Below are 23,103 nucleotides of genomic sequence, written 5' to 3'. Positions count from 1 at the left end.
ATTAACCTCCAACGGTTACCAAAAATCCTGCACGCTCGGCCATCTGTCGCACCCGGGCGATATCCTCTTCCGTCGGTACAGCCACCTGGCTCATGGTCCACGCGTGTTCGAGCAGCCGATATTTCGGCTCGCCATACTGATGGAAGGGCAACAAATGCAGTTGCCGTATTTTTGAGGGTATCAGAAATGCCAGTACGCGATTCATATTCGTCTCACTCAGCGTATAGCCGGGGATGAGCGGCACGCGTGGGATCACGTTGATGCCCTCTTCCACCAGACGCAGCAGATTATCCAGCACCCTCGGTAAATTCATATTTATCACGGTTTTCGCCTGGTCTGAATCCATGATTTTCAGATCGAACAGCACTTCATCGCACTGCTTCGCCAGGGGTAAAAGGCGGGAAAGCGGCGCATCGCCTGCGGTTTCAATGGCGGTATGAACTCCCCACCGACGCAGCCGTTGCAATAGCTGAGTGGCAAAAGGCGCCTGCATTAATACCTCACCGCCGGAGAGCGTCACTCCGCCGCCGGAGGAGCGAAAGAAGACCTCATCTTTCATCACCTCGCGTTCAAGTTCTTCAAGCGTAACATCGCGACCAATGTGCTCAAACGCACCGGAAGGGCATTCGGCAACATCTCGCAAGCAGGGTGCGCAGTGCAGACATTTGCTCTCCCTGCGCACGGTCTCGATCTTTGGCGAGATGGATTCCGGATTCGCGCACCACGGGCAGGAGTGGGGACAGCCTTTGAAAAAGACCACCGTGCGGATGCCCTGCCCATCATTCAGGGAGTAGCGCTGGATGTTAAAAATACGCGCCTGGTCAGCGCGTGTTTCTATCATTTCACAGCTGATGCGCGGTACGGCGGATAATGTCATCCTGAATCTCCTTCGACAGCTCAACAAAGAAGGCACTGTACCCGGCGACGCGGACCACCAGCCCGGCAAAATCCTGCGGGCGTTGTTGCGCTTCGCGAAGCGTATCCGCATTCACCACGTTGAACTGAACATGCTGTAATTTCAGCTGGGTGAATGCACGCAGGAAATCGGCCAGTTTTTGTAACCCTGCGTCGCCTTCGAGCGTGGCTGGCGTGAATTTCACATTCAGCAGCGTGCCATTAGAGAGCAGATAGTTATCCAGCTTACTCACAGATTTCAGCACCGCCGTCGGGCCCTGCATGTCCTGGCCGAGCATCGGCGACAGGCCGCCGTCCGCCAGCTGCTCACCGGCAAAACGCCCATCCGGCGTGGCTCCGACAACAGCGCCGAGCGGCACGTGGGCTGAGACGGTATAGGAACCCGGCGTGAATTGCCCACCGCGCGGATTACGATACTTTTCGACCTCTTTGCAGTAGTGGCGCAGGAGTTCAGCGCTGATATTGTCGACCTCATCGATATCATTGCCGTATTTTTCGAAGCGATGGATAAGCCGCGCACGGACCTTTTCCCCCTCGGGCGTCGCGAAGTTCGCTTTGAGTACCGCCAGCAGTTCATCAAAACTTAAGCGCTGCTGCTCAAACACCAGCCCTTTTAAGGCATGAAGCGAATCACTCAGATTGGCGATCCCAATACCCTGCACGCCAGAGAAGTTATACCGTGCCCCGCCTTCGGTGATGTCCTTGCCGTTATCAAGACAGTCGCTGATAAAGGAAGAAAGCAGCGGAACCGGTGCCCAGTCGCGATGGCCAATGTCGCAGATATTGCTGCCTTCGACCATTAAGGCAATGTAGTGGTTAATTTTGGTGCGGATATGTTCCAGCAATTCGTCATAACTCAGCGCCGTATTACCTTCGTTCTCCTGCATCGCAATTTCCATTACCTTCAGCAGGTTAAACATGGCGATATCGTGCAGACCGTAGGTTTTACCCGGAATCGATAACTCAACGCAGCCGACAACCGCGTAATCGCGCGCATCCTCCAGCGACACACCGCGATTCAGGAAAGCGGGCACCACCACCTCGTCATTGAAAATCTGCGGAATACCGGTGCCCAGACGAATAGTTTCCGCCGTCTTGAGCAGGAACGGCCTGTCGATAAACTCATTGACGCGAACACCCAGGTTCGGCTGCGGTAACTGGATACTCTGATAGGCATCGAGGCAGAGGAATGAGAGCACGTTTACCGCGCTGCGGCCATTTTCCGTCAGGCCACCCAGCAACGCGGTGTAGCCCGTCGGGAACCCGGCAAAATAGCGGGCGCTGCTGGTCGAGCGCAACAACACCACGTCGTTGCATTTCACCCACAGAGATTCTAATAACTCTTTAAGGAACGCCGCATCTTCGCCCTGGCTCAGCGAGGCCTGATAAAACGGCAGCATGTACTGATCGAAGCGGCCAATAGAGAGCGAACTGGCGTTAGATTCATACTGCAAAATGACGTTCATGTACCAGAACAGCTGACACGCCTGCCAGAAGCTTTTTGGCTTGTATTGGGCGTTGTGGCGCGAGTTTGCAGCGATGGCCAACAGCTCCTGCCGACGCGGTTCGTCATAGTGTTCAGCCATCTCTTCCGCCAGCGCCGCGTAGCGCAGGATATGGCGCTGCGAGGCTTCAAGAAGCAGTAGCGCGGCCTGATAAAATGCATTCTGCGGCTCGCGCTGACAGTGCTCGTTCATCTCAGCCACCAGCGCACCCAGCCCGTTGTTCAACAGACGCGGGTAATCAATGATGATGTGCCCCTGGCCTTTATCCGTCTGGTTAACGCTGAAAATCTGCGTGCTCACCGCCGCTTTGACCTCTTCCGTCATCTGGCTATTGATGAAGTCCTTCATCGACAGCTTTTCCCAGTACGGATAAAGCACGTCGCGGTAGAGGCGTTTGTCTTCTTCGCTGATATTAAAGCGATCCTGCGGGCGGGTGGAGAACTCCTCCAGCTCTTTCAGCAGCCAGTACGGGTCCATTTCGGGCGACATAATCCCGGCGCGCGGTTTCACCGTGCGGTTACCGGCAATCAGTTCATCATCACGAATCGCGATCTCAACGTGGTCGAGAATATACGCCGTCGCTTTCGCCCGACGCAGAATGACCGGTTCGCCTTCCGTCTGCTGATGGCTTTCGGTGTAGAGCAGCGCACGTTCAAGCGAGATTTCGCGTGGGCTGGCGAACAATGCGTCTTTCAGGCGCTGAATACGATTCGTCATGATTAAACTCCAGTAACTGAAAACAAGCCCGCCCCGAAGGGCGGGAAGAGGTCAGGCAGTTTGCGCCAGGTGGGCATCAATTTTGTTCATGATGGCTTCTGCGCGTTTGACCGCATCACTGATGTTGACGCGCACAATGGTTTTTCCGGCGAAGCGCTCTTCAAACTTAATGCCGATATCTTTGGTCAGGATGACCATATCCGCTGCGGCGACGTCTTCAGCCGTCAGTTCGTTTTCGAGGCCGATAGACCCCTGGGTTTCGACTTTGACTTCCCAACCTTTGGCTTTAGCGGCGCTTTCCAGCGCTTCGGCGGCCATGTAGGTGTGGGCAACGCCAGACGGACACGCGGTGACTGCAATAATTCGGGCCATGTTTTCTTCCTCACTCAGTTAATTTCGAAATCCAGATCCAGGTCGTCTTCCTTCTCTTCGACCTGTTTCGCGTTCTTACGCGCAATGCTTTTCAGTACGTTAACGCTGACCGCCGTGACCACGGCCCCGACGGCAACGGCCGCGATATACCCGAGCTTGCCTTCCACTACAGGCAGCACAATCAGGCCGCCCCACCCGGCATAACATTGCGCGCCAAATACGGCTGCTGTGACTGCACCGCAGGCTGAGCCAAGCATGATGGAAGGAATGACGCGCAGCGGATCGGCAGCGGCAAAAGGTATTGCCCCTTCCGTCACACCCACGCAGCCCATCACCAGCGCGGCTTTACCCGCTTCGCGCTCTTCTGCATTGAAATTCTTGCGGTTGATCAGCGTCGCCAGCCCCAGTCCTAATGGCGGTACGCAGATCCCAACCGCTGCGATAGCCACCACGGTATAAACCCCCTGCGCCACGCAAATCAGCATGAACGCGTAGGCCACCTTGTTGATAGGGCCGCCCATGTCGAAGGCCAGCATGAGCCCCATGATGACGGCAAGTACCACGATGCTGCCCTGCTGCATGCCTTGCAGCCACTGCGTTAATCCGGTGGTGAGTGCGCCGACAGGCTCACCGAGGCCCCACATCATGATGCCGGCGGTGATAAAGGTGCCGATGATAGGGATGATGAAAATCGGCATAACCGAGCGAAGTACTTTCGGCACTGGCAGTTTTTTCAGGTAGAAGACGACGATACCGCCGAGGATCCCGGCGATGATGGCGCCGAAGAACCCTGCGCCGAAGCTGTTACCGACCCATGCTGCGATAGCGCAGGGGGCGAGTGCCGCGCGTTCGGCAATGGAATAACCGATATAGGCCGCCAGGAAAGGCACCATCAGCGTTAAGCCCGCCACGCCAAGATCGAACAGTTTTTTCAGATTGGGATCGGTGGCCGCGTCCGGAACGGCGCCTTTGCCATAGAGCATGACCGAAACGGCCAGCAAAATACCGCCTGCGACGACGAAGGGGATCATGTGCGACACCCCTGTCATCAGATGCTGCCGCGTGTTCTTGAGAATATGCATCAACTCTTTCATGTGTCGCTCCCGGGCTTTCGCTCGCCTATATCCATAAAGATGTTGTGGCAACAATAGGCAATCGGAAAGCGGGCTGACAGTGGACAAAAAGGGCATTTGCTGGATTTTTGTATTACAGAAAGAAAAATGCGATCCGCCTCGAAATTTCCACCTTCCTTCAAAAAGCGCAAAAACAGTGAACCTGTGAGTCAAATCTCACTTTTCGCCGGACATTACATTTGTCCAGCGTTTGGCAGTTTTGTCACATGGCGCGTCTCACCGTCGCGCTCGTATGCTTTCCACTAATAGTGATTTTGGTTTTCAGGAGTGTGCGTATGACCCAGGTTGTGGATTTTGTCTGTGATTTGCCCAATGGCGTACATGCACGCCCGGCAAGTCATGTTGAAACGCTGTGCAATACTTTTACCTCGCAGATTGAGTGGCACAATCTGCGCAGCGATCGGAAAGGCGATGCCAAAAGCGCGCTCGCCCTGATCGGCACCGATACTCTAACGGGTGATGCCTGTCGCCTGGTGATTACCGGTGCAGATGAACAGCATGCCTATCAGCGCCTGGCGCAGTGGCTAAAAGAGGAGTTTCCCCACTGTGACGCCCCCCTCGCCGCCACGATTAGCACCGACCTAGACCCGTTACCGGAATCCCTGACTCGCCTCAACCCGACGCTCTTTCGCGCCCTGCCCGTATGCAGCGGCAGCGATCGCGGCGTGCTTACACTGCTGACTTCGCTCGATCTCAACGCGTTAACGTCACTCCCTGACGCCCGAGGCGCGGAGGAAGAACAATCTTCACTGGATAAAGGTCTGACGCTGCTGGTGAAAAGCATTGAGCTGCGCGCGCTGGATAGCGACAGCACCGCAAGCGCCATTCTGGAAGCCCATCGCTCGCTGGCGACGGACACCTCACTGCGTCAGCATCTTCTGGCAGGCGTCAATCAGGGGCTAAGTTGCGCACAGGCGGTTATCGCCACGGCAAATCATTTCTGCGCTGAGTTTTCGCGCTCCAGCAGCAATTATTTACAGGAGCGCGTACTGGACGTACGCGATGTCTGCTATCAACTCTTACAGCAGATTTACGGCGAGGAGCGCTTTCCGGCACCGGGTCAGCTGACGCAACCGTCCGTCTGTCTGGCAGACGACCTCACGCCGGGCCAGTTCCTGGAGCTGGATAAAACCCTGCTGAAAGGCCTGCTGCTGAAAAGCGGCGGCACCACTTCCCACACTGTGATTCTGGCGCGTTCGTTTAACATCCCAACGCTGGTGGGCGTCGACAGCGATAGCCTGCTGTCATGGCGCGATCAATCGGTGTTTATTGACGGCAATGCCGGTGCCATCGTGGTGAATGCCAGCGAGGCGGTTGCCCGTTATTACCAGCAGGAAAAGGCCGTGCAGGAGCAGCTCCGCGAACAACAGAGCGTCTGGCTCGATCGCGAAGCGAGAACCGCGGATGGTTTGCGCATTGAAATTGCCGCCAACATTGCCCATTCGGCAGAAGCGCAGGCCGCCTTTGGCAACGGCGCTGAGGGCGTAGGCCTGTTCCGCACCGAAATGCTGTACATGGATCGCGCCTGCGCGCCCTGTGAAAACGAGCTATACAACATTTTTTGTCAGGCTCTGGAAAGTGCAAACGGGCGGAGCATCATTGTGCGCACCATGGATATCGGCGGTGATAAACCCGTTGAGTATCTGAATATCCCGGCGGAGAACAACCCGTTCCTCGGCTATCGTGCCGTCCGTATTTACGAAGAATATTCCGCGCTGTTTACCACTCAGCTCAGGGCGATCCTTCGCGCGTCTGCGCATGGCAGCCTGAAGATCATGATCCCGATGATCTCCTCGATGGAAGAGATCCTGTGGGTGAAGGAAAAACTTGCTGAAGCCAAACAGCAGCTACGTGCCGAACATATTCCGTTTGAGGAGAAAATCCCACTCGGCATCATGCTGGAAGTGCCGTCGGTGATGTTCATCATCGACCAGTGCTGTGAAGAGATTGATTTCTTTAGCATTGGCAGTAATGACCTGACGCAGTACCTGCTGGCGGTCGACAGGGATAATGCCAAAGTGACCCGCCATTACAACAGCCTGAATCCGGCATTTCTGCGGGCGCTCGATTTCGCCGTGCAGGCCGTGCATCGTCAGGGGAAATGGATTGGTCTTTGCGGTGAACTCGGGGCAAAAGGCTCTGTGCTGCCGCTGCTGGTCGGGCTGGGGCTGGATGAACTTAGCATGGGCTCGCCGTCGATTCCGGCGAACAAAGCGCGTCTGGCACAGCTGGACAGCCGCGCGTGTCGTCAGTTACTCAATCAGGCGATGGCATGCCGCACGTCCCTTGAAGTGGAGCATCTGTTAGCCCAGTTCCGTATGAATCAGCAGGACACCCCGCTGGTCACGCCGCGCTGTATTTCTCTCGATAACGACTGGATCAGCAAAGAAGAGGTCATGAAGGGCATGACCGACAAGCTACTGCTGGCCGGGCGTTGCCGCTATCCGCGCAAGCTGGAAGCCGATTTATGGGCGCGGGAAGCCGTTTTCTCGACCGGTCTTGGTTTCAGCTTTGCCATTCCGCACAGCAAATCTGAGCACATTGAGCAATCCACCATCAGCGTCGCGCGGCTGAAAGCCCCCGTCCAGTGGGGCGATGAAGAGGCGCAGTTCATCATTATGCTGACCCTCAACAAACACGCCGCGGGCGATCAGCATATGCGTATTTTCTCGCGTCTGGCGCGCCGCATCATGCACGAAGATTTCCGCAACGCGCTGGTTAATGCCAGCTCCGAAGAGGCCATCGCGGTCCTCCTGCAACGTGAATTAGAACTGTAAACAGAGGAAGAGTCATGGAACTGTATCTTGATACCGCCAACGTGGCGGAAGTTGAACGTCTGGCCCGTATTTTTCCGATTGCTGGCGTGACCACCAATCCCAGCATTGTCGCCGCCAGCCGCGAGTCTCTCTGGGATGTGCTGCCGCGCCTGCAAAAAGCCATCGGGCAGGAGGGCACCCTGTTTGCACAAACGATGGGCCGTGATGCCGAAACCATGGTGGCCGAAGCCAAACGTCTGAGCAACGTACTGCCGGATATCGTGGTCAAAATCCCTGTCACCGCGGAAGGGCTGGTCGCAATCAAAGCGTTGAAAAAAGAAGGTATTACGACTCTCGGCACCGCCGTTTACAGCGCGGCGCAGGGTTTATTGGCCGCGCTGGCTGGAGCGAAATATGTCGCGCCATACGTTAACCGCGTCGATGCCCAGGGCGGCGACGGGATTCGCATGGTGCAGGAGCTGCAGTCCCTGCTGGAACTGCATGTCCCCGACAGCAAAGTGCTGGCCGCCAGCTTCAAAACGCCGCGTCAGGCTCTCGACTGCCTGCTCGCCGGATGTGAGGCGATCACACTTCCTTTAGATGTAGCGCAACAAATGCTCGGCACGCCAGCGGTAGAGTCAGCAATAGAGAAGTTCGAGCACGACTGGAAAAACGCGTTTGGTAACCTCAATCTCTAAAGGAGAAACGTTATGGACCGTATCATTCAATCACCGGGAAAATACATTCAGGGCGCGGATGTTCTCAGCCGCCTTGGTGACTACCTGAAACCGCTGGCCGCGCGCTGGCTGGTTGTCGGTGATAAATTCGTTCTCGGCTTTGCCGAAGAGACGCTGCGTGAAAGCTTCAAAAATGCTGAACTGCATGTTGAAATCGCGCCATTTGGCGGCGAATGCTCCCAGACGGAAATTGATCGTCTGCGCAAGCTGGCAAAAAGCGCCGATTGCCAGGCCGTTTTAGGTATTGGCGGCGGGAAGACGCTGGATACGGCCAAAGCGCTCGCCCACTTTATGGATGTGCCGGTTGCCATCGCTCCGACCATAGCCTCAACGGATGCGCCGTGCAGCGCCCTTTCAGTCATCTACACCGACAGCGGCGAGTTCGATCGTTACCTGATGCTGCCGCACAACCCGAACATGGTTATCGTCGACACCAAAGTCGTGGCCGGTGCGCCTGCCCGCCTGCTAGCGGCAGGGATTGGCGATGCGCTGGCAACCTGGTTCGAAGCACGCGCCTGCTCCCGCAGCGGCGCCACCACTATGGCGGGCGGGAAATGTACCCAGGCCGCATTGGCTTTGGCCGAGCTGTGCTACAACACGCTTATTCAGGAAGGCGAAAAAGCGATGCTCGCCGCCGAACAGCATGTCGTGACCCCCGCCCTTGAGCGCGTGATTGAAGCCAACACCTATCTGAGCGGCGTCGGCTTTGAGAGCGGCGGATTAGCCGCAGCACATGCGATCCACAACGGTCTGACGGCCATCCCTGATGCGCACCACTATTACCACGGTGAAAAAGTCGCGTTTGGCACCCTCACCCAGCTGGTGCTGGAAAATGCCCCGGTTGAGGAGATCGAAACGGTGGCCGCGCTGTGCCATAGCGTCGGATTGCCGATCACGCTGGCGCAGCTGGATATCAAAGAGGATATTCCGGGCAAAATGCGTCTGGTGGCAGAAGCGTCATGCGCAGAAGGCGAGACGATTCACAATATGCCTGGCGGGGTGACGCCGGATCAGGTGTACGCAGCACTGCTGGTTGCCGATCAGTACGGGCAGCGTTTTTTACATGAGTGGGAATAATTTCTGTCGCCGGATGGCACTGCGCTAACCCGGCCTATCAACCGCGTAGGTGCACACAAGCGCAGCCGCCGCAGAATAAAAAAATCCCCGCCAGAGCGGGGATTTTCATCTTTATAGAATTACAGCAGGTCGAAACGGTCCAGATTCATCACTTTCACCCAGGCGGCGACAAAGTCCTTCACGAACTTCTCACCGGCATCCTGGCTGGCATACACTTCTGCCAGTGCACGCAGAACCGCGTTAGAACCGAACACCAGATCGGCACGCGTTGCGGTGTATTTCACCTCTCCGCTTTGACGATCGCTGCCAGCGAACAGCTCATTTGAGTCATCGGTGGCTTTCCATTGAGTGTTCATATCCAGCAGATTGACGAAGAAATCGTTGCTGAGCACACCCACGCGATCGGTGAAGACGCCGTTCTGACTGCCGTCAAAGTTGGCCCCCAGAACACGCATCCCACCCACCAGCGCAGTCATTTCTGGCGCAGTGAGCGTCAGCTGCTGGGCTTTGTCGATCAGCAGAGATTCTGTCGTCGCGCTGTCCTGCTGAGCGCGATAGTTACGGAAACCATCGGCAACCGGCTTGAGCAGCTCAAACATTTCGATATCCGTCTGATCCTGACGCGCATCCACGCGGCCCGGCGTGAACGGTACGGTGATGTAAACCCCTGCCGCTTTCGCAGCCTGTTCAACACCCACCACACCGGCCAGCACGATGATGTCGGCCAGCGACGCTTTATGAGCAGACTTATAGATGCCCTCCAGGGTTGGCAACGCGCGCGCTGCAGCGGCGTTAACATCCCAGTCACGCTGTGGTGCCAGCGCCAGACGCGCCCCGTTGGCACCCCCGCGTTTATCGCCACCACGGAAGGTGGAAGCGGACGCCCAGGCAACCGACACCAGTTCGCTAACGGACAGCCCGGAAGCTGCAATTTCTGCTTTCAGGCTTTCGATGTCCGCAGCCGTTGGCTGGAAGAATGCCTGCGGCAGCGGGTCCTGCCAGATCAGATCTTCTTTCGGGACTTCCGGACCGATGTACCGCGCTTTTGGCCCCATATCACGGTGCGTCAGTTTGAACCACGCGCGGGCAAAGGCTTCGTTGAACGCCTGCGGATCGTTGAGGAAACGACGAGAAATCTTCTCGAATTCCGGGTCCATACGCAGGGTCAGGTCGGTGACCAGCATGGTTGGCTTACGTTTTTTCGACGGGTCGAACGGATCAGGAATCATCTCTGGCGCGTCGACAGCTTCGAATTGAATTGCGCCTGCCGGACTGCGCGTCTGCACCCATTCGAATTTGAACAGGTTCTCGAAGAAGTAGTTGCTCCACTGAGTTGGGGTTTGCGTCCAGACCACTTCCAGACCGGAAGTGATAGCGTCAGCGCCCACGCCGCTGCCATGGGTGCTGGCCCAGCCTAAACCTTGGGATTCAATCGGTGCGGCTTCAGGATCAACGCCAACATGCGTCGCTTCTGCGGCGCCGTGAGTTTTACCCAGCGTGTGACCGCCCGCGATCAGGGCCACGGTCTCTTCGTCGTTCATACCCATGTTGCCGAAGGTGGCACGAATAGCCGCCGCCGCAGACAGCGGTTCACCGCTGGCATTTGGCCCTTCCGGGTTGACGTAAATCAGCCCCATTTCAGTCGCGGCTAACGGACGTTTCGCCAGCGCCTCCGGATCACGATGAGCCAGCCAGGTTTTTTCATCACCCCAGTTCACATCCAGATCCGGTTCCCAGACATCTTCACGCCCGGCACCAAAACCAAAGGTACGGAAGCCGGAGTTTTCCAGCGCCACGTTACCGGCCAGGATAAACAGGTCGGCCCAGGAGATTTTCTGTCCGTATTTTTGCTTAATCGGCCATAACAGACGGCGCGCTTTATCAAGGCTGACGTTGTCCGGCCAGGAGTTTAAAGGTGCAAAACGCTGTTGACCGCGCCCTGCACCGCCGCGACCGTCAACGGAACGGTAGGTGCCTGCGCCATGCCATGCCATACGAATAAACAGGCCCGCGTAGCTGCCCCAGTCGGCAGGCCACCACGGTTGAGAATCGGTCAGAAGGGCTTTGAGATCGCCTTTGAGGGCGGAGTAATCAAGTTTGCTGAATTCTTTGCGGTAGTCGAAGTCTTCACCCAGCGGGTTAGAACGGTTGGAATGTTGATTCAAAAGATCGACGCGAAGTTGCTTGGGCCACCAGTCGCGGCTGTTCGTGCCAGCGCCCGCGCTTTGGTCAGGCCCGCCTTTATGAAAAGGGCACTGTCCGGTTGATAACGTGTTATGGGTATCGTCTGTGCTCATCTCTCATGCTCCCTCTACAGTATTTAGCTTAAAGATATACACCTCTGCTTAGAAGGTATAGTTGAGATAACGCACGGATTCGATAGTTATTTCCGTTTAATTGACCATAGAAATTATCTGCCTATTGTGTACAGAGGCGGTGGCGTTGATATGGCAGGGAAAGCGGAGGGAGAAGAAAACAAAAAACCCTCCGAAGAGGGTTTGTCGATTACAGGCCAGGGCGAACGCCGAGGGTGTGGCAGATGGCGTAACTCATTTCGGCGCGATTCAGGGTGTAGAAATGGAAGTCTTTGACCCCTTCACGGCTTAAAATCTTCACCATGTCCATCGCGATATTGGCACCGACCAGCTTGCGCGTTTCGGCATCATCGTCCAGCCCTTCGTACATTTTTGACATCCACAGCGGGATGCGCACGTTGGTCATGTCGGCGAATTTCTTCGCCTGCTTGAAGTTGGACACCGGCAGAATACCTGGAATGATCTCAACATCAATGCCCGCCGTGATGCAGCGGTCGCGGAAACGCAGATAACTTTCCACGTCGAAGAAGAACTGTGTGATCGCACGGTTTGCACCGGCATCCACTTTGCGTTTCAGGTTGAGCAGATCGGCCTGCGCGCTTTTCGCTTCCGGATGCACTTCCGGATACGCCGCCACAGAGATATCAAAATCGCCGACCTCTTTCAGTAACGCCACCAGGTCGGTTGCGTACATGTCCGGTTTACCGCTACCCGGTGGCAGGTCGCCGCGCAGGGCGACGATATGGCGAATACCGTTGTCCCAGTAGTCCTGGGCGATAGTGCGCAGTTCGTCGCGGGTCGCGTCGATACAGGTCAGATGCGGTGCCGCTTCCAGACCGGTGCGATCCTTAATGCCTTTAATAATGCTGTGCGTACGGTCGCGCTCACCGGAGTTAGCACCGTAAGTCACAGAGACGAACTTCGGTTTCAGGCTGCTCAGGCGATCGATAGAGCTCCACAGGGTTTGCTCCATTTCACTGGTGCGCGGCGGAAAGAATTCAAAAGAGACGTTAATCTGGCCCTGCACTTCAGCCAGGCTCTGATTCAGGGCTTCCCGCTGGTTGGCGTGAAAAAAGCTCATACCTTACCTCATCAATCGCGTGATAATTATTGCTGTTTATAAACATCTATCCATTTAGACGTCTGGATGTAAAAATGACGGAAAAGCGGGATGACGTCAACAGAAATCATCGGCATTAACGGTGAGGAATGTTCAGGAAAGATGAAGAACGTTCATGATGGCGGGGAGAAGTGCAGGGTGAGCGCGGTCTGGCGCCCTCACCCTTGCCCTCTCCCGTCGGGAGAGGGAATCAAAAAGACTACAGCAGCTGCGCCAGGCGATTAATGTCTGACTGAATCGCCCCGGCGGTGACGTCGCGCCCCGCACCTGGCCCACGAATCACCAGCGGGTTATCACGGTACCAACGGCTTTCAATGGCGAAGACGTTATCGCACGGCAGCAACGCCGCCAGAGGATGCTCAGGGCGAACGGCCTCAACACCCACGCGGGCTTTACCGTTAGCGTCAAAACGGGCCACATAGCGCAGAACCAGCCCCATTTCGCGTGCCGCTTCCAGGCGTGACACCATCTGTTCGTTCAGCTCCTCACCGTTCTCGAAGAAGTGATCGACTGACCCCTCTTCGCAACCGGCCGGAACCAGCGACTCCACGCGCACCTGGCCTGGCTCAATGTCGTAACCCGCTTCGCGCGCCAGAATGACCAGCTTGCGCATCACGTCTTTTCCGGCGAGATCCACGCGCGGGTCCGGCTCCGTCAGCCCCTGCTGCCACGCCTGGTCCACCAGGTCCGTAAACGGAACGGTGCCGTCAAACTGCAGGAACAGCCAGGAGAGGGTACCGGAGAAGATACCGCTGATTGCCAGAATGCTGTCACCGCTGTCGATCAGGTCGCGCACGGTGTGGTTCACCGGCAGACCGGCACCCACGGTGGCGTTATATAGCCAGTGACGGCCGGTTTTTTCAAACGCGTCGTGGATTTGGCGGTATTTATCGGTGCTGCTTGCGCCGGCCAGTTTGTTCGCGCTGATAACGTGGAAACCGTGGCTGGCAAAATCGAGGTACTGATCGGCCAGCTGCTCGCTGGCAGTGACGTCCAGCACGACCAGATCGTCGTACGGGTGCGCGCGCATCCACAGGAACAGGGACTCTTCGTCCTGCTCGACCGCTTCATCGTTGAAAAATGCGAGCGCGCGGCTGGCGTCCAGCCCGTCGTAGTTCAGCAGGCTGCGGCGGCTGTCCACCACGCCTGCTAATACAAATTCAAAACCGGTGCGTGCAGAGAGCGTCGTTTGCTCGCGGGCAAACAGCTCCAGCCAGCGGGAACCGATGTTTCCCTTCCCGAACAGCACCAGGCCGATACGTTTTTCCGCGCGGAACAGGGTGGTGTGCAGCCCCTGAATCAGGCTCTCGGTTGGGCCTTTACGCAGCACGGCGACCAGGCTGATGCCCTCTTCCGACTGCCAGGTGAACTCCACCGGCTGGCCTTTCAGCTGTTGCCAGAAACGGTGGCAATGGAGCGGGTTACGGGTGACACCCGCGCCGACCATCGCGACCAGCGCCAGCCCCTGACGCAGGCGAAGTTCGCCCGGTAATCCGGCTTCATCAAGAATTTTCAGCGCGCTGTCAGCCACTTCGGCGGTGTAGCAGAACTGCAGCAGCTGGCGGTCATTGTGCACGCCAACGGCCAGAGGGCGCACCTGGGCGCGCTTGAGGATCAGGTCGATATCTTTGTGTGCCAGTTTGAAATCTTGTCCGGCAGGCACCTGGAATTCGATCAGGCAAATATCATCGTGACTGGTCACGATGCGCGCGCCTGTGCCCGAGGCCAGTACGCGTTCGATGCGGGTCGAACCTTTATCTGGGGTGTAACTACAGCGCAGCTGCAGGTCGATATCGCTGCCCGAAACAGGCTGTAAGGTACGTGCGTGCAGGACCGGTGCTGCCAGACGCGCCAGCTCACTGGCTTCGTCCAGACGCAGCAGCGGCAGCAGACAGGCATCTTTTACTTTGCGCGGATCGGCGCTATACACCCCGGCCACATCGCTCCAGATAGTGACGCGAGACGCCCCCGCCAGCGCACCGATTTGCGTTGCCGAGTAGTCCGAGCCGTTACGGCCCAGAAGCACGGTTTCGCCCGCGTTGCTGCGGCTGATAAAGCCCGTCACGACGATGCGTTTGCCCGGATGCTGCACCAGCAGCTGTTGCAGCAGAGGATAAGAGAGGCCCTCGTCGACCTGCGGTTGCGCCGCACGCTCAGCGCGCAGGAAATCGCGCGCGTCCAGCCACGCGGCCTCCAGCCCTTGCTGCTCCAGGACTGCCGCCATCAGGCGCGCAGACCAGACTTCACCGTGGCCGACCACTTCAGCGTAAACCGCTTCGGTCACGCCGCTGTCCAGTAATCCGGCCAGACGCTCCAGATCGTGAACAAATGCGCTGATGAGGCTGTCTGCCGCGTCCGCAGGCAGCAGGCCGACGATCAGATCGCTCTGATAGCGGCGTAACGTTTGTTGAACCTGATGCGCAGAAAGGCGATCGGTCTGGCTTAATTTCAGCCAGCTAATCAACTGGTTGGTAGTGCTGCCTGCCGCCGAGACAACCATCATGTCGCCCGGCATCGAATACTCCGCCATGATCCCTGCGACACGCAGGTAACATTTCACATCAGCAAGACTACTACCACCAAACTTGTGCAGCTGGCGACCCTTCGCCCCTGCCTGCGCTATCACACTCATGATTACCCTTGGCTGCGACCCGGAAGGCATTTTCCAGATCGGCAATTAAATCTTCACAGTCTTCAATACCGGTTGAGATGCGTAACAGCGTCTCGGAGATTCCGGCGGCGGCACGCGCCTCTGGCGCCATGCCAGCGTGCGTCATTGTCGCGGCGTGGGAGATCAAGCTTTCGACTCCCCCTAAGGATTCCGCCAGCGTAAACAGTGACAGCCCGCTCAGGAAACGACGCAGCGTTTGCTCATCGCCATCCAGTTCAAAACTTAACATCGCGCCAAAACCTTTCTGCTGGCGCGCGGCAATCTCGTGGCCCTGATTTTCCGGCAGCGACGGGTGATATAACTTTTTCACCAGCGGCTGCTTTTTCAGGAACTCGACAATCGCCTGGGCATTACGCTGTGCCACTTCCATGCGCGGCGACAGTGTACGCAGACCGCGCAGCAGCAGATAGCTGTCGAACGCGCTACCGGTGACGCCAATGTTATTGGCCCACCATGCCAGTTCAGTGACAACCTCCGGATCTTTTGCAATCACCACCCCGGCGACCACGTCCGAGTGGCCGTTCAAATATTTGGTGCATGAATGCAATACCAGATCCGCACCCAGCGAAAGTGGGTTCTGAAGCGCCGGACTGAGGAACGTATTATCCACTACACTTATCGCTCCCGCATCCCTTGCGAGCTGACAAATTTTCGCAATATCGACAACGCGCAGTAATGGATTGCTTGGACTTTCCACCAGAACCAGCTTTGGCTTTTGGGCCAGCGCCTGTTGTAGCGCTTTTTCGTCATTCTGATCGACGAATAAAACACGGTAACAGCCGCGTTTTTCCAGGCTGTCGAACAGACGGTAGCTGCCGCCGTAACAGTCATGCGGAGCCACCAGCAGATCGCCAGGTTTCAGGAACACGGTTGTCACCAGGTGAATGGCTGACATACCGGTATTGGTCAGTACCGCGCCTGCACCGCCTTCCAGCTCCGCCAGCGCGCGCTGGGTCACGTCACGCGTAGGGTTGCCACGACGCGAGTAGTCATGCGCACGGGGTTCATTAAATCCGGTGAAATTGTAAGTACTGGAAAGATGAATCGGCGGGACAACGCAGCCGTACTGCTCGTCATCATTTAATCCGCTACGCACTGCGATAGTGGCCTGTTTACGCGTCATGGTGAAGGCTTCCTGGCGAAAGAGGTGAAAAGTCAGGCACCAGAGTAAACACTGAAACTATAGACGTCAATACATCTGGACATCTAAACTTCTTTGCGTATAGATTGAGCAATGCGAGAATAGCCGTTAAAATTACATGCTTTAGGACACGCCGCCGACGCAATATCCGTGTCACGGTATCGTCCTTACGGTAAACTACGCGAGATTACGGTTAAAAGCCTTATCAAAGGTAAGGTTTTAGCCTTTATTAATGACAAAGAGGATTAAAGGTCTCATGGCTGAATGGAGCGGCGAATATATCAGCCCATACGCTGAGCACGGTAAGAAGAGTGAACAAGTAAAGAAAATTACGGTTTCCATTCCTCTGAAGGTGTTGAAGATCCTCACCGATGAACGCACGCGTCGTCAGGTGAACAACCTGCGTCACGCGACCAACAGCGAACTGCTGTGCGAAGCATTTCTGCATGCGTTTACTGGTCAGCCGTTGCCGAACGATGAAGACCTGCGCAAAGAGCGTAGCGATGAAATCCCGGAAGCGGCGAAAGTGATCATGCGTGAACTGGGTATCGACCCGGATACGTGGGAATACTAACTGCGGTGTGATCCCGCTGAGGTGACTCAGCGGGATGGTTTCTTAGAAGTTGTAGCCCAGGCCGACACGCAGACGCGTCTGGCGATCGTCGCTGGTGGCGGTGTTATAGCCGGAAGAGACGTTACCCACTTCGATAAACGGGATCCATGAGTCGATGTTATAAGCCACGCGGAAGTTATATTCGTAATCTTCTTTTTTATTGTTATACAGATCTTCGTTGTCGGCGAACTTATAAATTCCGTTCAGTTCGAACATCCAGCTATCAATATTATAACCCAGCCACATTTCCGGGCGATAAACCATACGGTCGTCTTTACCGTCCGCGTTACGGCGGGTGTATTCTGTACGATAGCGGAAAGCCGTCCACCAGCTGTCATTAATATTATATTGCACGCGCAGATAAGGCTTATAAATGGTCATGTCGTCACCCATTTCTACAGCGACGCCCGGTTGCCAGATAAAATTTTGCCAGGTGAACTGATAGCTGGCAGTATATTCGTTGCTGTTACTTTCCATATTATTAAGCGCGTCGTTAGGCTGCTTCTCATCGGAGCGAGATACCGCCTCCACAGCCACGCCAAATCCAGTGCCAAAGCGATGTGACATGTACACACGGTCGTAGTTACGCCCGTCGTCATAATACTCGTGTCGGTAATCAACGTATCCCGCTTGCGCCGCACAAGATAATAATGGCAGCACAAATAACAGTTGCTTCATTTTCATAACAGTTCCCTCGAAGTAAACGCGCCCTGAAAGCCATTGCAGATGAAATGGCAAATAAGAATTCATGTTGAGCGAAGTGTAATTTTACGTAATGAGGGAAACCTTTTATTTTTTGACACACAAAGAAAAACAATGGCAAAGAATTAAAGAATACGAAGATGCAGTTCACTAACCGTTAAAGAATACACCAGACGAATATATTAAATACGACAGTACCTGGTTATTTATTTTTAAGATAAATATTAAATTCGGATTTATTCAGGGAGAATATTACAGGCACAAAAAAAGCGCCTTTCGGCGCTTTTTTTTCGGGTAGCTTATTTAGCGCCCGGGATGCTGAAACGCTTGTTGAAGCGGTCAACACGGCCACCGGTTGCAACATCACGCTGCTTACCAGTGTAGAACGGGTGGCATTGACCACAAACGTCCAGGTTCAGATCGTGACCCACTGTAGAGCGGATTTTGATCGCGTTACCGCAAGAGCAGTTTGCAGTAATAAAATCGTATTTCGGGTGAATATCTTTTTTCATGGGGAGAACCTCAGTTAAGGCCGCGTCGCTCTTCCAGCCCTAACGCCAGACACCACGCGATGTTAATAATTGCCCGTAGCCTTCCTCGCCGCTTCTGCGTTAGCTGCAATCCAGCAGCGCGAATTCTTCGGGTAATAGCTATTTTGATGCGGATAAACCTACACCAAAGGCGGCGAATCATACAGAATTCAACCAGCGTATGCAAACTGATCCGCACGCCTACAGCAACTAATGTGTATACTAATGCGCCACTTTTCAAGTCAGGAAGATTCGATGCCCGTCGCTCACGTTGCCCTGCCCGTTCCGCTTCCCCGCACCTTTGATTATCTGCTGCCTGACAGCATGAGCGTCAAAGCGGGCTGCCGCGTGAGCGTGCCCTTTGGTAAGCAGCAGCGCGTCGGGATCGTAGTATCAGTAAGCGATAAAAGCGAGCTGCCCCTCAACGAACTGAAAGCCGTGGTCGAAGTCCTGGACGACGAGCCAGTTTACTCGTCCAGTGTCTGGCGACTGCTGCTGTGGGCCGCAGATTATTATCATCACCCGATTGGCGACGTGCTGTTCCACGCCCTGCCGATTCTGCTGCGTCAGGGCAAAAGCGCCAGCCACGCGCCGATGTGGTACTGGTTTGCCACCGAGCAGGGCCAGGCCGTGGATATCAACAGCCTTAAGCGCTCTCCTAAACAGCAGCAGGCGCTTGCCGCGCTGCGTCAGGGAAGGATTTGGCGTCATCAGGTGACTGACCTGGATTTTAACGACGCGGCGCTGCAAGGGTTACGCAAGAAAGGTCTGTGCGAGCTGGCCAGCGAATCCCCGGCGCTGGTGGACTGGCGCAACGGGTTCTCCGTGGCGGGCGACCGCCTGCGTCTTAACACCGAGCAGGCCACCGCCGTAGGGGCCATTCACAGCGCCTCCGACCGTTTCTCTGCCTGGTTACTCGCGGGCGTCACCGGGTCCGGTAAGACTGAAGTCTATCTGAGCATTCTCGAAAACGTGCTCGCTCAGGGCAAACAGGCGCTGGTGATGGTGCCGGAAATCGGCCTCACGCCACAAACTATCGCCCGTTTTCGCGAACGCTTTAACGCCCCGGTGGAGGTGCTGCACTCCGGTTTAAACGACACCGAGCGCCTCAGCGCCTGGCTGAAAGCCAAAAACGGTGAGGCCGCAATTGTGATTGGCACCCGTTCATCCCTCTTTACACCCTTTAAAAATCTTGGCGTCATCGTGATCGACGAAGAGCACGACAGCTCCTATAAGCAGCAGGAAGGCTGGCGTTATCACGCTCGCGACCTGGCGGTGTATCGGGCGCACAGCGAACAGATTCCGATTATTCTTGGCTCAGCAACGCCTGCGCTGGAAACACTGCACAACGTGCGTCAGCGCAAATATCACATGCTGCGTCTGACGCGCCGCGCGGGAAATGCGCGCCCGGCGACGCAGCACGTGCTGGATCTGAAAGGTCAGCCGGTGCAGGCGGGGCTGGCTCCCGCGCTCATCAGCCGTATGCGTCAGCATTTACAGGCCGACAACCAGGTGATTCTGTTCCTGAACCGCCGCGGGTTCGCGCCGACGCTGCTGTGCCACGACTGCGGCTGGATTGCCGAGTGCCCGCGCTGCGATCACTACTACACCCTGCACCAGGCGCAGCATCATCTGCGCTGCCACCATTGTGACAGCCAGCGCCCGGTGCCGCGCCAGTGCCCGTCGTGCGGCTCCACGCATATGGTGCCTGTGGGTCTGGGTACCGAGCAGCTTGAACAGGCGCTCGCGCCGTTCTTCCCCGGCGTACCGCTGTCGCGTATCGATCGCGATACCACCAGCCGTAAAGGGGCGCTGGAACAACAGCTGGCCGAAGTGCATCGCGGCGGCGCGCGTATTCTGATTGGTACGCAGATGCTGGCCAAAGGCCACCACTTCCCTGACGTGACGCTGGTGGCGTTACTGGACGTCGATGGCGCACTGTTCTCCGCCGATTTCCGTTCCGCCGAGCGCTTTGCCCAGCTCTATACCCAGGTTGCAGGCCGCGCCGGACGTGCCGGAAAGCAGGGCGAAGTGGTGCTGCAAACCCATCATCCTGAACATCCGCTGCTGCAAACCTTGCTACATAAAGGCTACGACGCGTTTGCCGAGCAGGCGCTGGCCGAGCGTCAGACCCTGCAGCTGCCGCCGTGGACCAGCCATGTGATTATCCGCGCAGAGGATCATAACAATCAGCAGGCCCCGCTTTTCCTGCAGCAGCTTCGCAATCTGCTGCAGGCCAGCCCGCTGGTGGACAATCAGCTGTGGATATTAGGCCCGGTCCCGGCGCTGGCCCCTAAACGCGGTGGCCGCTATCGCTGGCAGATTCTGCTCCAGCACCCGTCGCGTGTACGTCTGCAACACGTCATCAGCGGCACGCTGGCGCTGATCAATACCCTGCCCGAGGCGCGCAAAGTGAAGTGGGTTCTCGACGTCGATCCGATTGAAGGTTAACGATTGCTGCGAGAGTGATCGAAAAATTTAACGCACCTCACACTTTTTATGAAAATTCTGTAACCGCTTCCACAAACTATCTGTAAAAATGGATGCGTCAGAAGTTCGGTGGTCCTGCGAGGAGAAGACGTTGAAGTCCAGGAAAGAGGTTGCTTCGGCGACCATGAAAGACGTTGCCCAGAGAGCCAAAGTATCCACGGCAACGGTGTCCCGCGCATTAATGAACCCGGATAAAGTCTCTCAGGCGACGCGTAATCGCGTCGAGCAGGCGGCGCTGGAAGTGGGCTATTTGCCGCAAGCCATGGGACGTAATGTAAAGCGTAACGAATCGCGTACAATTCTGGTTATCGTGCCGGATATTTGCGATCCCTTCTTCAGCGAAATAATCCGTGGCATTGAAGTGACGGCTGCGGAACAGGGCTATCTGGTGCTGATCGGCGATTGTGCCCACCAGAATCAGCAAGAAAAAACCTTTATTGACCTGATTATCACCAAGCAGATCGACGGCATGCTGCTGCTCGGCTCGCGCCTGCCGTTTGATGCCAGTATCGAAGAGCAGCGCAATCTGCCGCCGATGGTAATGGCGAACGAGTTCGCGCCAGAACTGGAGCTGCCGACCGTCCACATCGATAACCTCACCGCCGCCTTTAACGCCGTGAATTATCTTCAGGAGCTGGGTCACAAGCGCATTGGCTGTATCGCCGGGCCGGAAGAGATGCCGCTGTGCCACTATCGCCTGCAGGGTTACGTTCAGGCGCTGCGTCGCGCGGGTGTGACGGTCGATCCACATTACATCGCCCGTGGCGATTTTACCCTCGAAGCCGGTGGCCTCGCGCTGGAAAAATTACTCGCGCAACCAGAGCCGCCAACCGCCGTGTTCTGTCACAGCGATGTGATGGCGCTGGGCGCATTGTCCTACGCCAAACGTCGCGGTCTGCGAGTGCCAAAAGACTTGTCGATCATTGGCTTCGATAACATTTCGCTCTCCGAATTTTGCGATCCACCGCTCTCGACGGTCGCACAGCCGCGCTACGATATTGGCCGCGAAGCGATGCTCTTGCTTCTCGATCAACTGCACGGTCAAACGGTCAGCAGCGGCTCGCGTTTACTCGATTGCGAGCTGATCATTCGAGGCTCCACACAGGCGCTTACTTAAAGTAAATGTCTTTCAGACTCCCTTATCTGGTCAAAGGCCCGCCGCTTAAGTAACATGGCGGGCTGACGAACGAATAAATACAGCGAAACGATAGTGGCACAACGAGATTATGTACGTCGCGGCCAGCCGGCACCTTCGCGACGCAAAAAGAGCACCTCACGGAGCAAGCAGCGTAGCCTGCCCTCTGTCTCGCCAGCAATGGTCGCGATTGCTGCCGCCGTTCTGGTGGCCTTCATCGGTGGTCTGTACTTTATTACTCACCACAAGAAAGAAGATGCTGAAGCCCTTCAGGGCAACAAGGTCGTAGGCAATGGTTTGCCGCCAAAACCGGAAGAGCGCTGGCGCTATATCAAAGAGCTGGAGAGCCGTCAGCCGGGTGTGCGTGCGCCCACTGAGCCTTCCGCCGGTGGCGAAGTGAAAAACGCCGATCAGCTGACCAACGAACAACGCCAGCTGCTGGCCCAGATGCAGGCCGACATGCGCCAGCAGCCGACTCAACTGAACGAAGTGCCGTGGAATGAACAGACGCCGCAGCAGCGCCAGCAAACCCTGCAACGTCAGCGCCAGGTTCAGCAGCAAGTGCAACAGCAACAACAGCAGCAGTGGACGCAAACGCAGCCAGTGCAGCAGCCTCGTACGCAGCCGCGCGTGACGGAACAACCGTATCAGCAGCCGCAGCAACAGACGCGTACGGTGCAGACCCAGCCAGTTCAACAGCCGCCGAAAACGCAAACGCAAAAGCCGGCGACGTCGACTCAGCCGTATCAGGATCTGCTGCAAACGCCTGCGCATACCGCCGCGCAGCAGCCTAAAGCACAGCCACAGCAGAGCGCACCGGTGGCACAGGCAACCGAGGCGCCGAAGCAGACGGTAGAGAAAAAAGATGAGCGCCGCTGGATGGTTCAGTGCGGTTCGTTTAAAGGCGCAGAGCAGGCCGAAACCGTGCGCGCCCAGCTCGCGTTCGAAGGATTTGATTCACGCATTACCACCAATAACGGCTGGAATCGCGTGGTCATTGGCCCGGTCAAAGGCAAAGATAATGCCGATGGGACCATCAGCCGTCTGAAGATCGCCGGCCACACAAACTGCATTCGACTCGCTTCCGGGGGTTGAAACCCCCAAAATCCCCCCCATCTATCATTCTATTCAGCCCGAGCACAGGCTCGGGGTATCTGTTCCCAATTTGTAACCA

General features: G+C 56.4%; 17 protein-coding genes. 7 read left to right on the top strand and 10 right to left on the bottom strand.

Features of this window, described 5'->3' with window-relative positions; translation table 11 throughout:
• Position 1: 1 nt before the first annotated feature.
• From DAI21_RS05015 to DAI21_RS05000, 4 genes are read right to left on the bottom strand one after another with little or no spacing between them, the layout of a single operon-like run.
• Positions 2-877, bottom strand: a complete 876-nt coding sequence (locus DAI21_RS05015) for a [formate-C-acetyltransferase]-activating enzyme (RefSeq protein ID WP_107702626.1) — start codon at positions 875-877, stop codon at positions 2-4.
• Positions 843-3,137 carry a formate C-acetyltransferase gene (locus tag DAI21_RS05010; protein WP_107702625.1) on the bottom strand — a complete coding sequence of 765 codons (2,295 nt, stop codon included), beginning with the start codon at positions 3,135-3,137 and terminating at the stop codon, positions 843-845. The genes DAI21_RS05015 and DAI21_RS05010 overlap by 35 nt, the downstream gene beginning before the upstream one ends.
• A gap of 51 nt (positions 3,138-3,188) precedes the next feature.
• Complete coding sequence (locus tag DAI21_RS05005) at positions 3,189-3,509, bottom strand: PTS fructose-like transporter subunit IIB (RefSeq protein ID WP_100778392.1); 321 nt, start codon at positions 3,507-3,509, stop codon at positions 3,189-3,191.
• Positions 3,510-3,523: 14 nt separating this feature from the next.
• A complete protein-coding gene (locus DAI21_RS05000) occupies positions 3,524-4,603 on the bottom strand; it encodes a PTS fructose transporter subunit EIIC (RefSeq protein WP_100778391.1) in 1,080 nt (359 codons plus the stop codon).
• Between the two features lie 314 nt (positions 4,604-4,917).
• On the opposite strand from DAI21_RS05000, the gene ptsP reads away from it, so the two are divergent.
• From ptsP to DAI21_RS04985, 3 genes are read left to right on the top strand one after another with little or no spacing between them, the layout of a single operon-like run.
• Positions 4,918-7,419: a phosphoenolpyruvate--protein phosphotransferase gene (gene ptsP / locus DAI21_RS04995; protein ID WP_107702624.1), complete on the top strand. Its 2,502-nt coding sequence runs from the start codon at positions 4,918-4,920 to the stop codon at positions 7,417-7,419.
• 14 nt (positions 7,420-7,433) lie between these two features.
• Positions 7,434-8,096, top strand: coding sequence for a fructose-6-phosphate aldolase (gene fsa, locus DAI21_RS04990; protein WP_107702623.1), 663 nt, complete (start codon positions 7,434-7,436; stop codon positions 8,094-8,096).
• Positions 8,097-8,108: 12 nt separating this feature from the next.
• Entirely contained in the window at positions 8,109-9,212 is a 1,104-nt protein-coding gene (locus DAI21_RS04985; protein ID WP_107702622.1) for a glycerol dehydrogenase, read from the top strand.
• Between the two features lie 119 nt (positions 9,213-9,331).
• On the opposite strand, the gene katG is transcribed toward DAI21_RS04985, so the two are convergent.
• The 4 genes from katG to metB form a co-directional block, all read right to left on the bottom strand.
• On the bottom strand, positions 9,332-11,509 hold the full coding sequence (gene katG / locus DAI21_RS04980; protein ID WP_100778387.1) for a catalase/peroxidase HPI: 2,178 nt from the start codon (positions 11,507-11,509) through the stop codon (positions 9,332-9,334).
• 208 nt (positions 11,510-11,717) lie between these two features.
• Positions 11,718-12,608 carry a methylenetetrahydrofolate reductase gene (gene metF / locus DAI21_RS04975; protein WP_102105674.1) on the bottom strand — a complete coding sequence of 297 codons (891 nt, stop codon included), beginning with the start codon at positions 12,606-12,608 and terminating at the stop codon, positions 11,718-11,720.
• A 238-nt stretch (positions 12,609-12,846) separates the two neighbouring features.
• The gene (locus DAI21_RS04970) at positions 12,847-15,279 is read right to left on the bottom strand and encodes a bifunctional aspartate kinase/homoserine dehydrogenase II (RefSeq protein WP_107702621.1); all 2,433 of its coding nucleotides are present in this window, start codon (positions 15,277-15,279) and stop codon (positions 12,847-12,849) included.
• Positions 15,221-16,441 carry a cystathionine gamma-synthase gene (metB, locus tag DAI21_RS04965; RefSeq protein ID WP_107702620.1) on the bottom strand — a complete coding sequence of 407 codons (1,221 nt, stop codon included), beginning with the start codon at positions 16,439-16,441 and terminating at the stop codon, positions 15,221-15,223. Before metB ends, DAI21_RS04970 begins: the two co-directional genes overlap by 59 nt.
• 274 nt (positions 16,442-16,715) lie before the next feature.
• On the opposite strand from metB, the gene metJ reads away from it, so the two are divergent.
• Positions 16,716-17,033, top strand: coding sequence for a met regulon transcriptional regulator MetJ (metJ, locus tag DAI21_RS04955; RefSeq protein WP_015960995.1), 318 nt, complete (start codon positions 16,716-16,718; stop codon positions 17,031-17,033).
• A 42-nt stretch (positions 17,034-17,075) separates the two neighbouring features.
• On the opposite strand, the gene DAI21_RS04950 is transcribed toward metJ, so the two are convergent.
• Positions 17,076-17,756, bottom strand: a complete 681-nt coding sequence (locus DAI21_RS04950) for an oligogalacturonate-specific porin KdgM family protein (protein ID WP_107702619.1) — start codon at positions 17,754-17,756, stop codon at positions 17,076-17,078.
• Between the two features lie 317 nt (positions 17,757-18,073).
• Positions 18,074-18,286: a 50S ribosomal protein L31 gene (gene rpmE, locus DAI21_RS04945; RefSeq protein WP_015960996.1), complete on the bottom strand. Its 213-nt coding sequence runs from the start codon at positions 18,284-18,286 to the stop codon at positions 18,074-18,076.
• Between the two features lie 273 nt (positions 18,287-18,559).
• Here rpmE and priA point away from each other — a divergent pair, with 273 nt between their 5' ends.
• From priA to ftsN, 3 genes are all read left to right on the top strand, one after another.
• Positions 18,560-20,755 (top strand): primosomal protein N', encoded by a 2,196-nt coding sequence (gene priA, locus DAI21_RS04940; protein ID WP_100778381.1) that lies wholly within the window; start codon positions 18,560-18,562, stop codon positions 20,753-20,755.
• A gap of 130 nt (positions 20,756-20,885) precedes the next feature.
• Positions 20,886-21,911: a DNA-binding transcriptional regulator CytR gene (gene cytR / locus DAI21_RS04935; protein ID WP_100778380.1), complete on the top strand. Its 1,026-nt coding sequence runs from the start codon at positions 20,886-20,888 to the stop codon at positions 21,909-21,911.
• A gap of 93 nt (positions 21,912-22,004) precedes the next feature.
• Entirely contained in the window at positions 22,005-23,024 is a 1,020-nt protein-coding gene (gene ftsN, locus DAI21_RS04930; RefSeq protein WP_107702618.1) for a cell division protein FtsN, read from the top strand.
• Positions 23,025-23,103: the final 79 nt, after the last annotated feature.

Origin of the sequence: Lelliottia sp. WB101 (assembly GCF_003051885.1) — a bacterium.
Taxonomy (GTDB): Bacteria; Pseudomonadota; Gammaproteobacteria; order Enterobacterales; family Enterobacteriaceae; genus Enterobacter; species Enterobacter nimipressuralis.
This window is presented reverse-complemented; position numbering and strand designations above follow the sequence as displayed.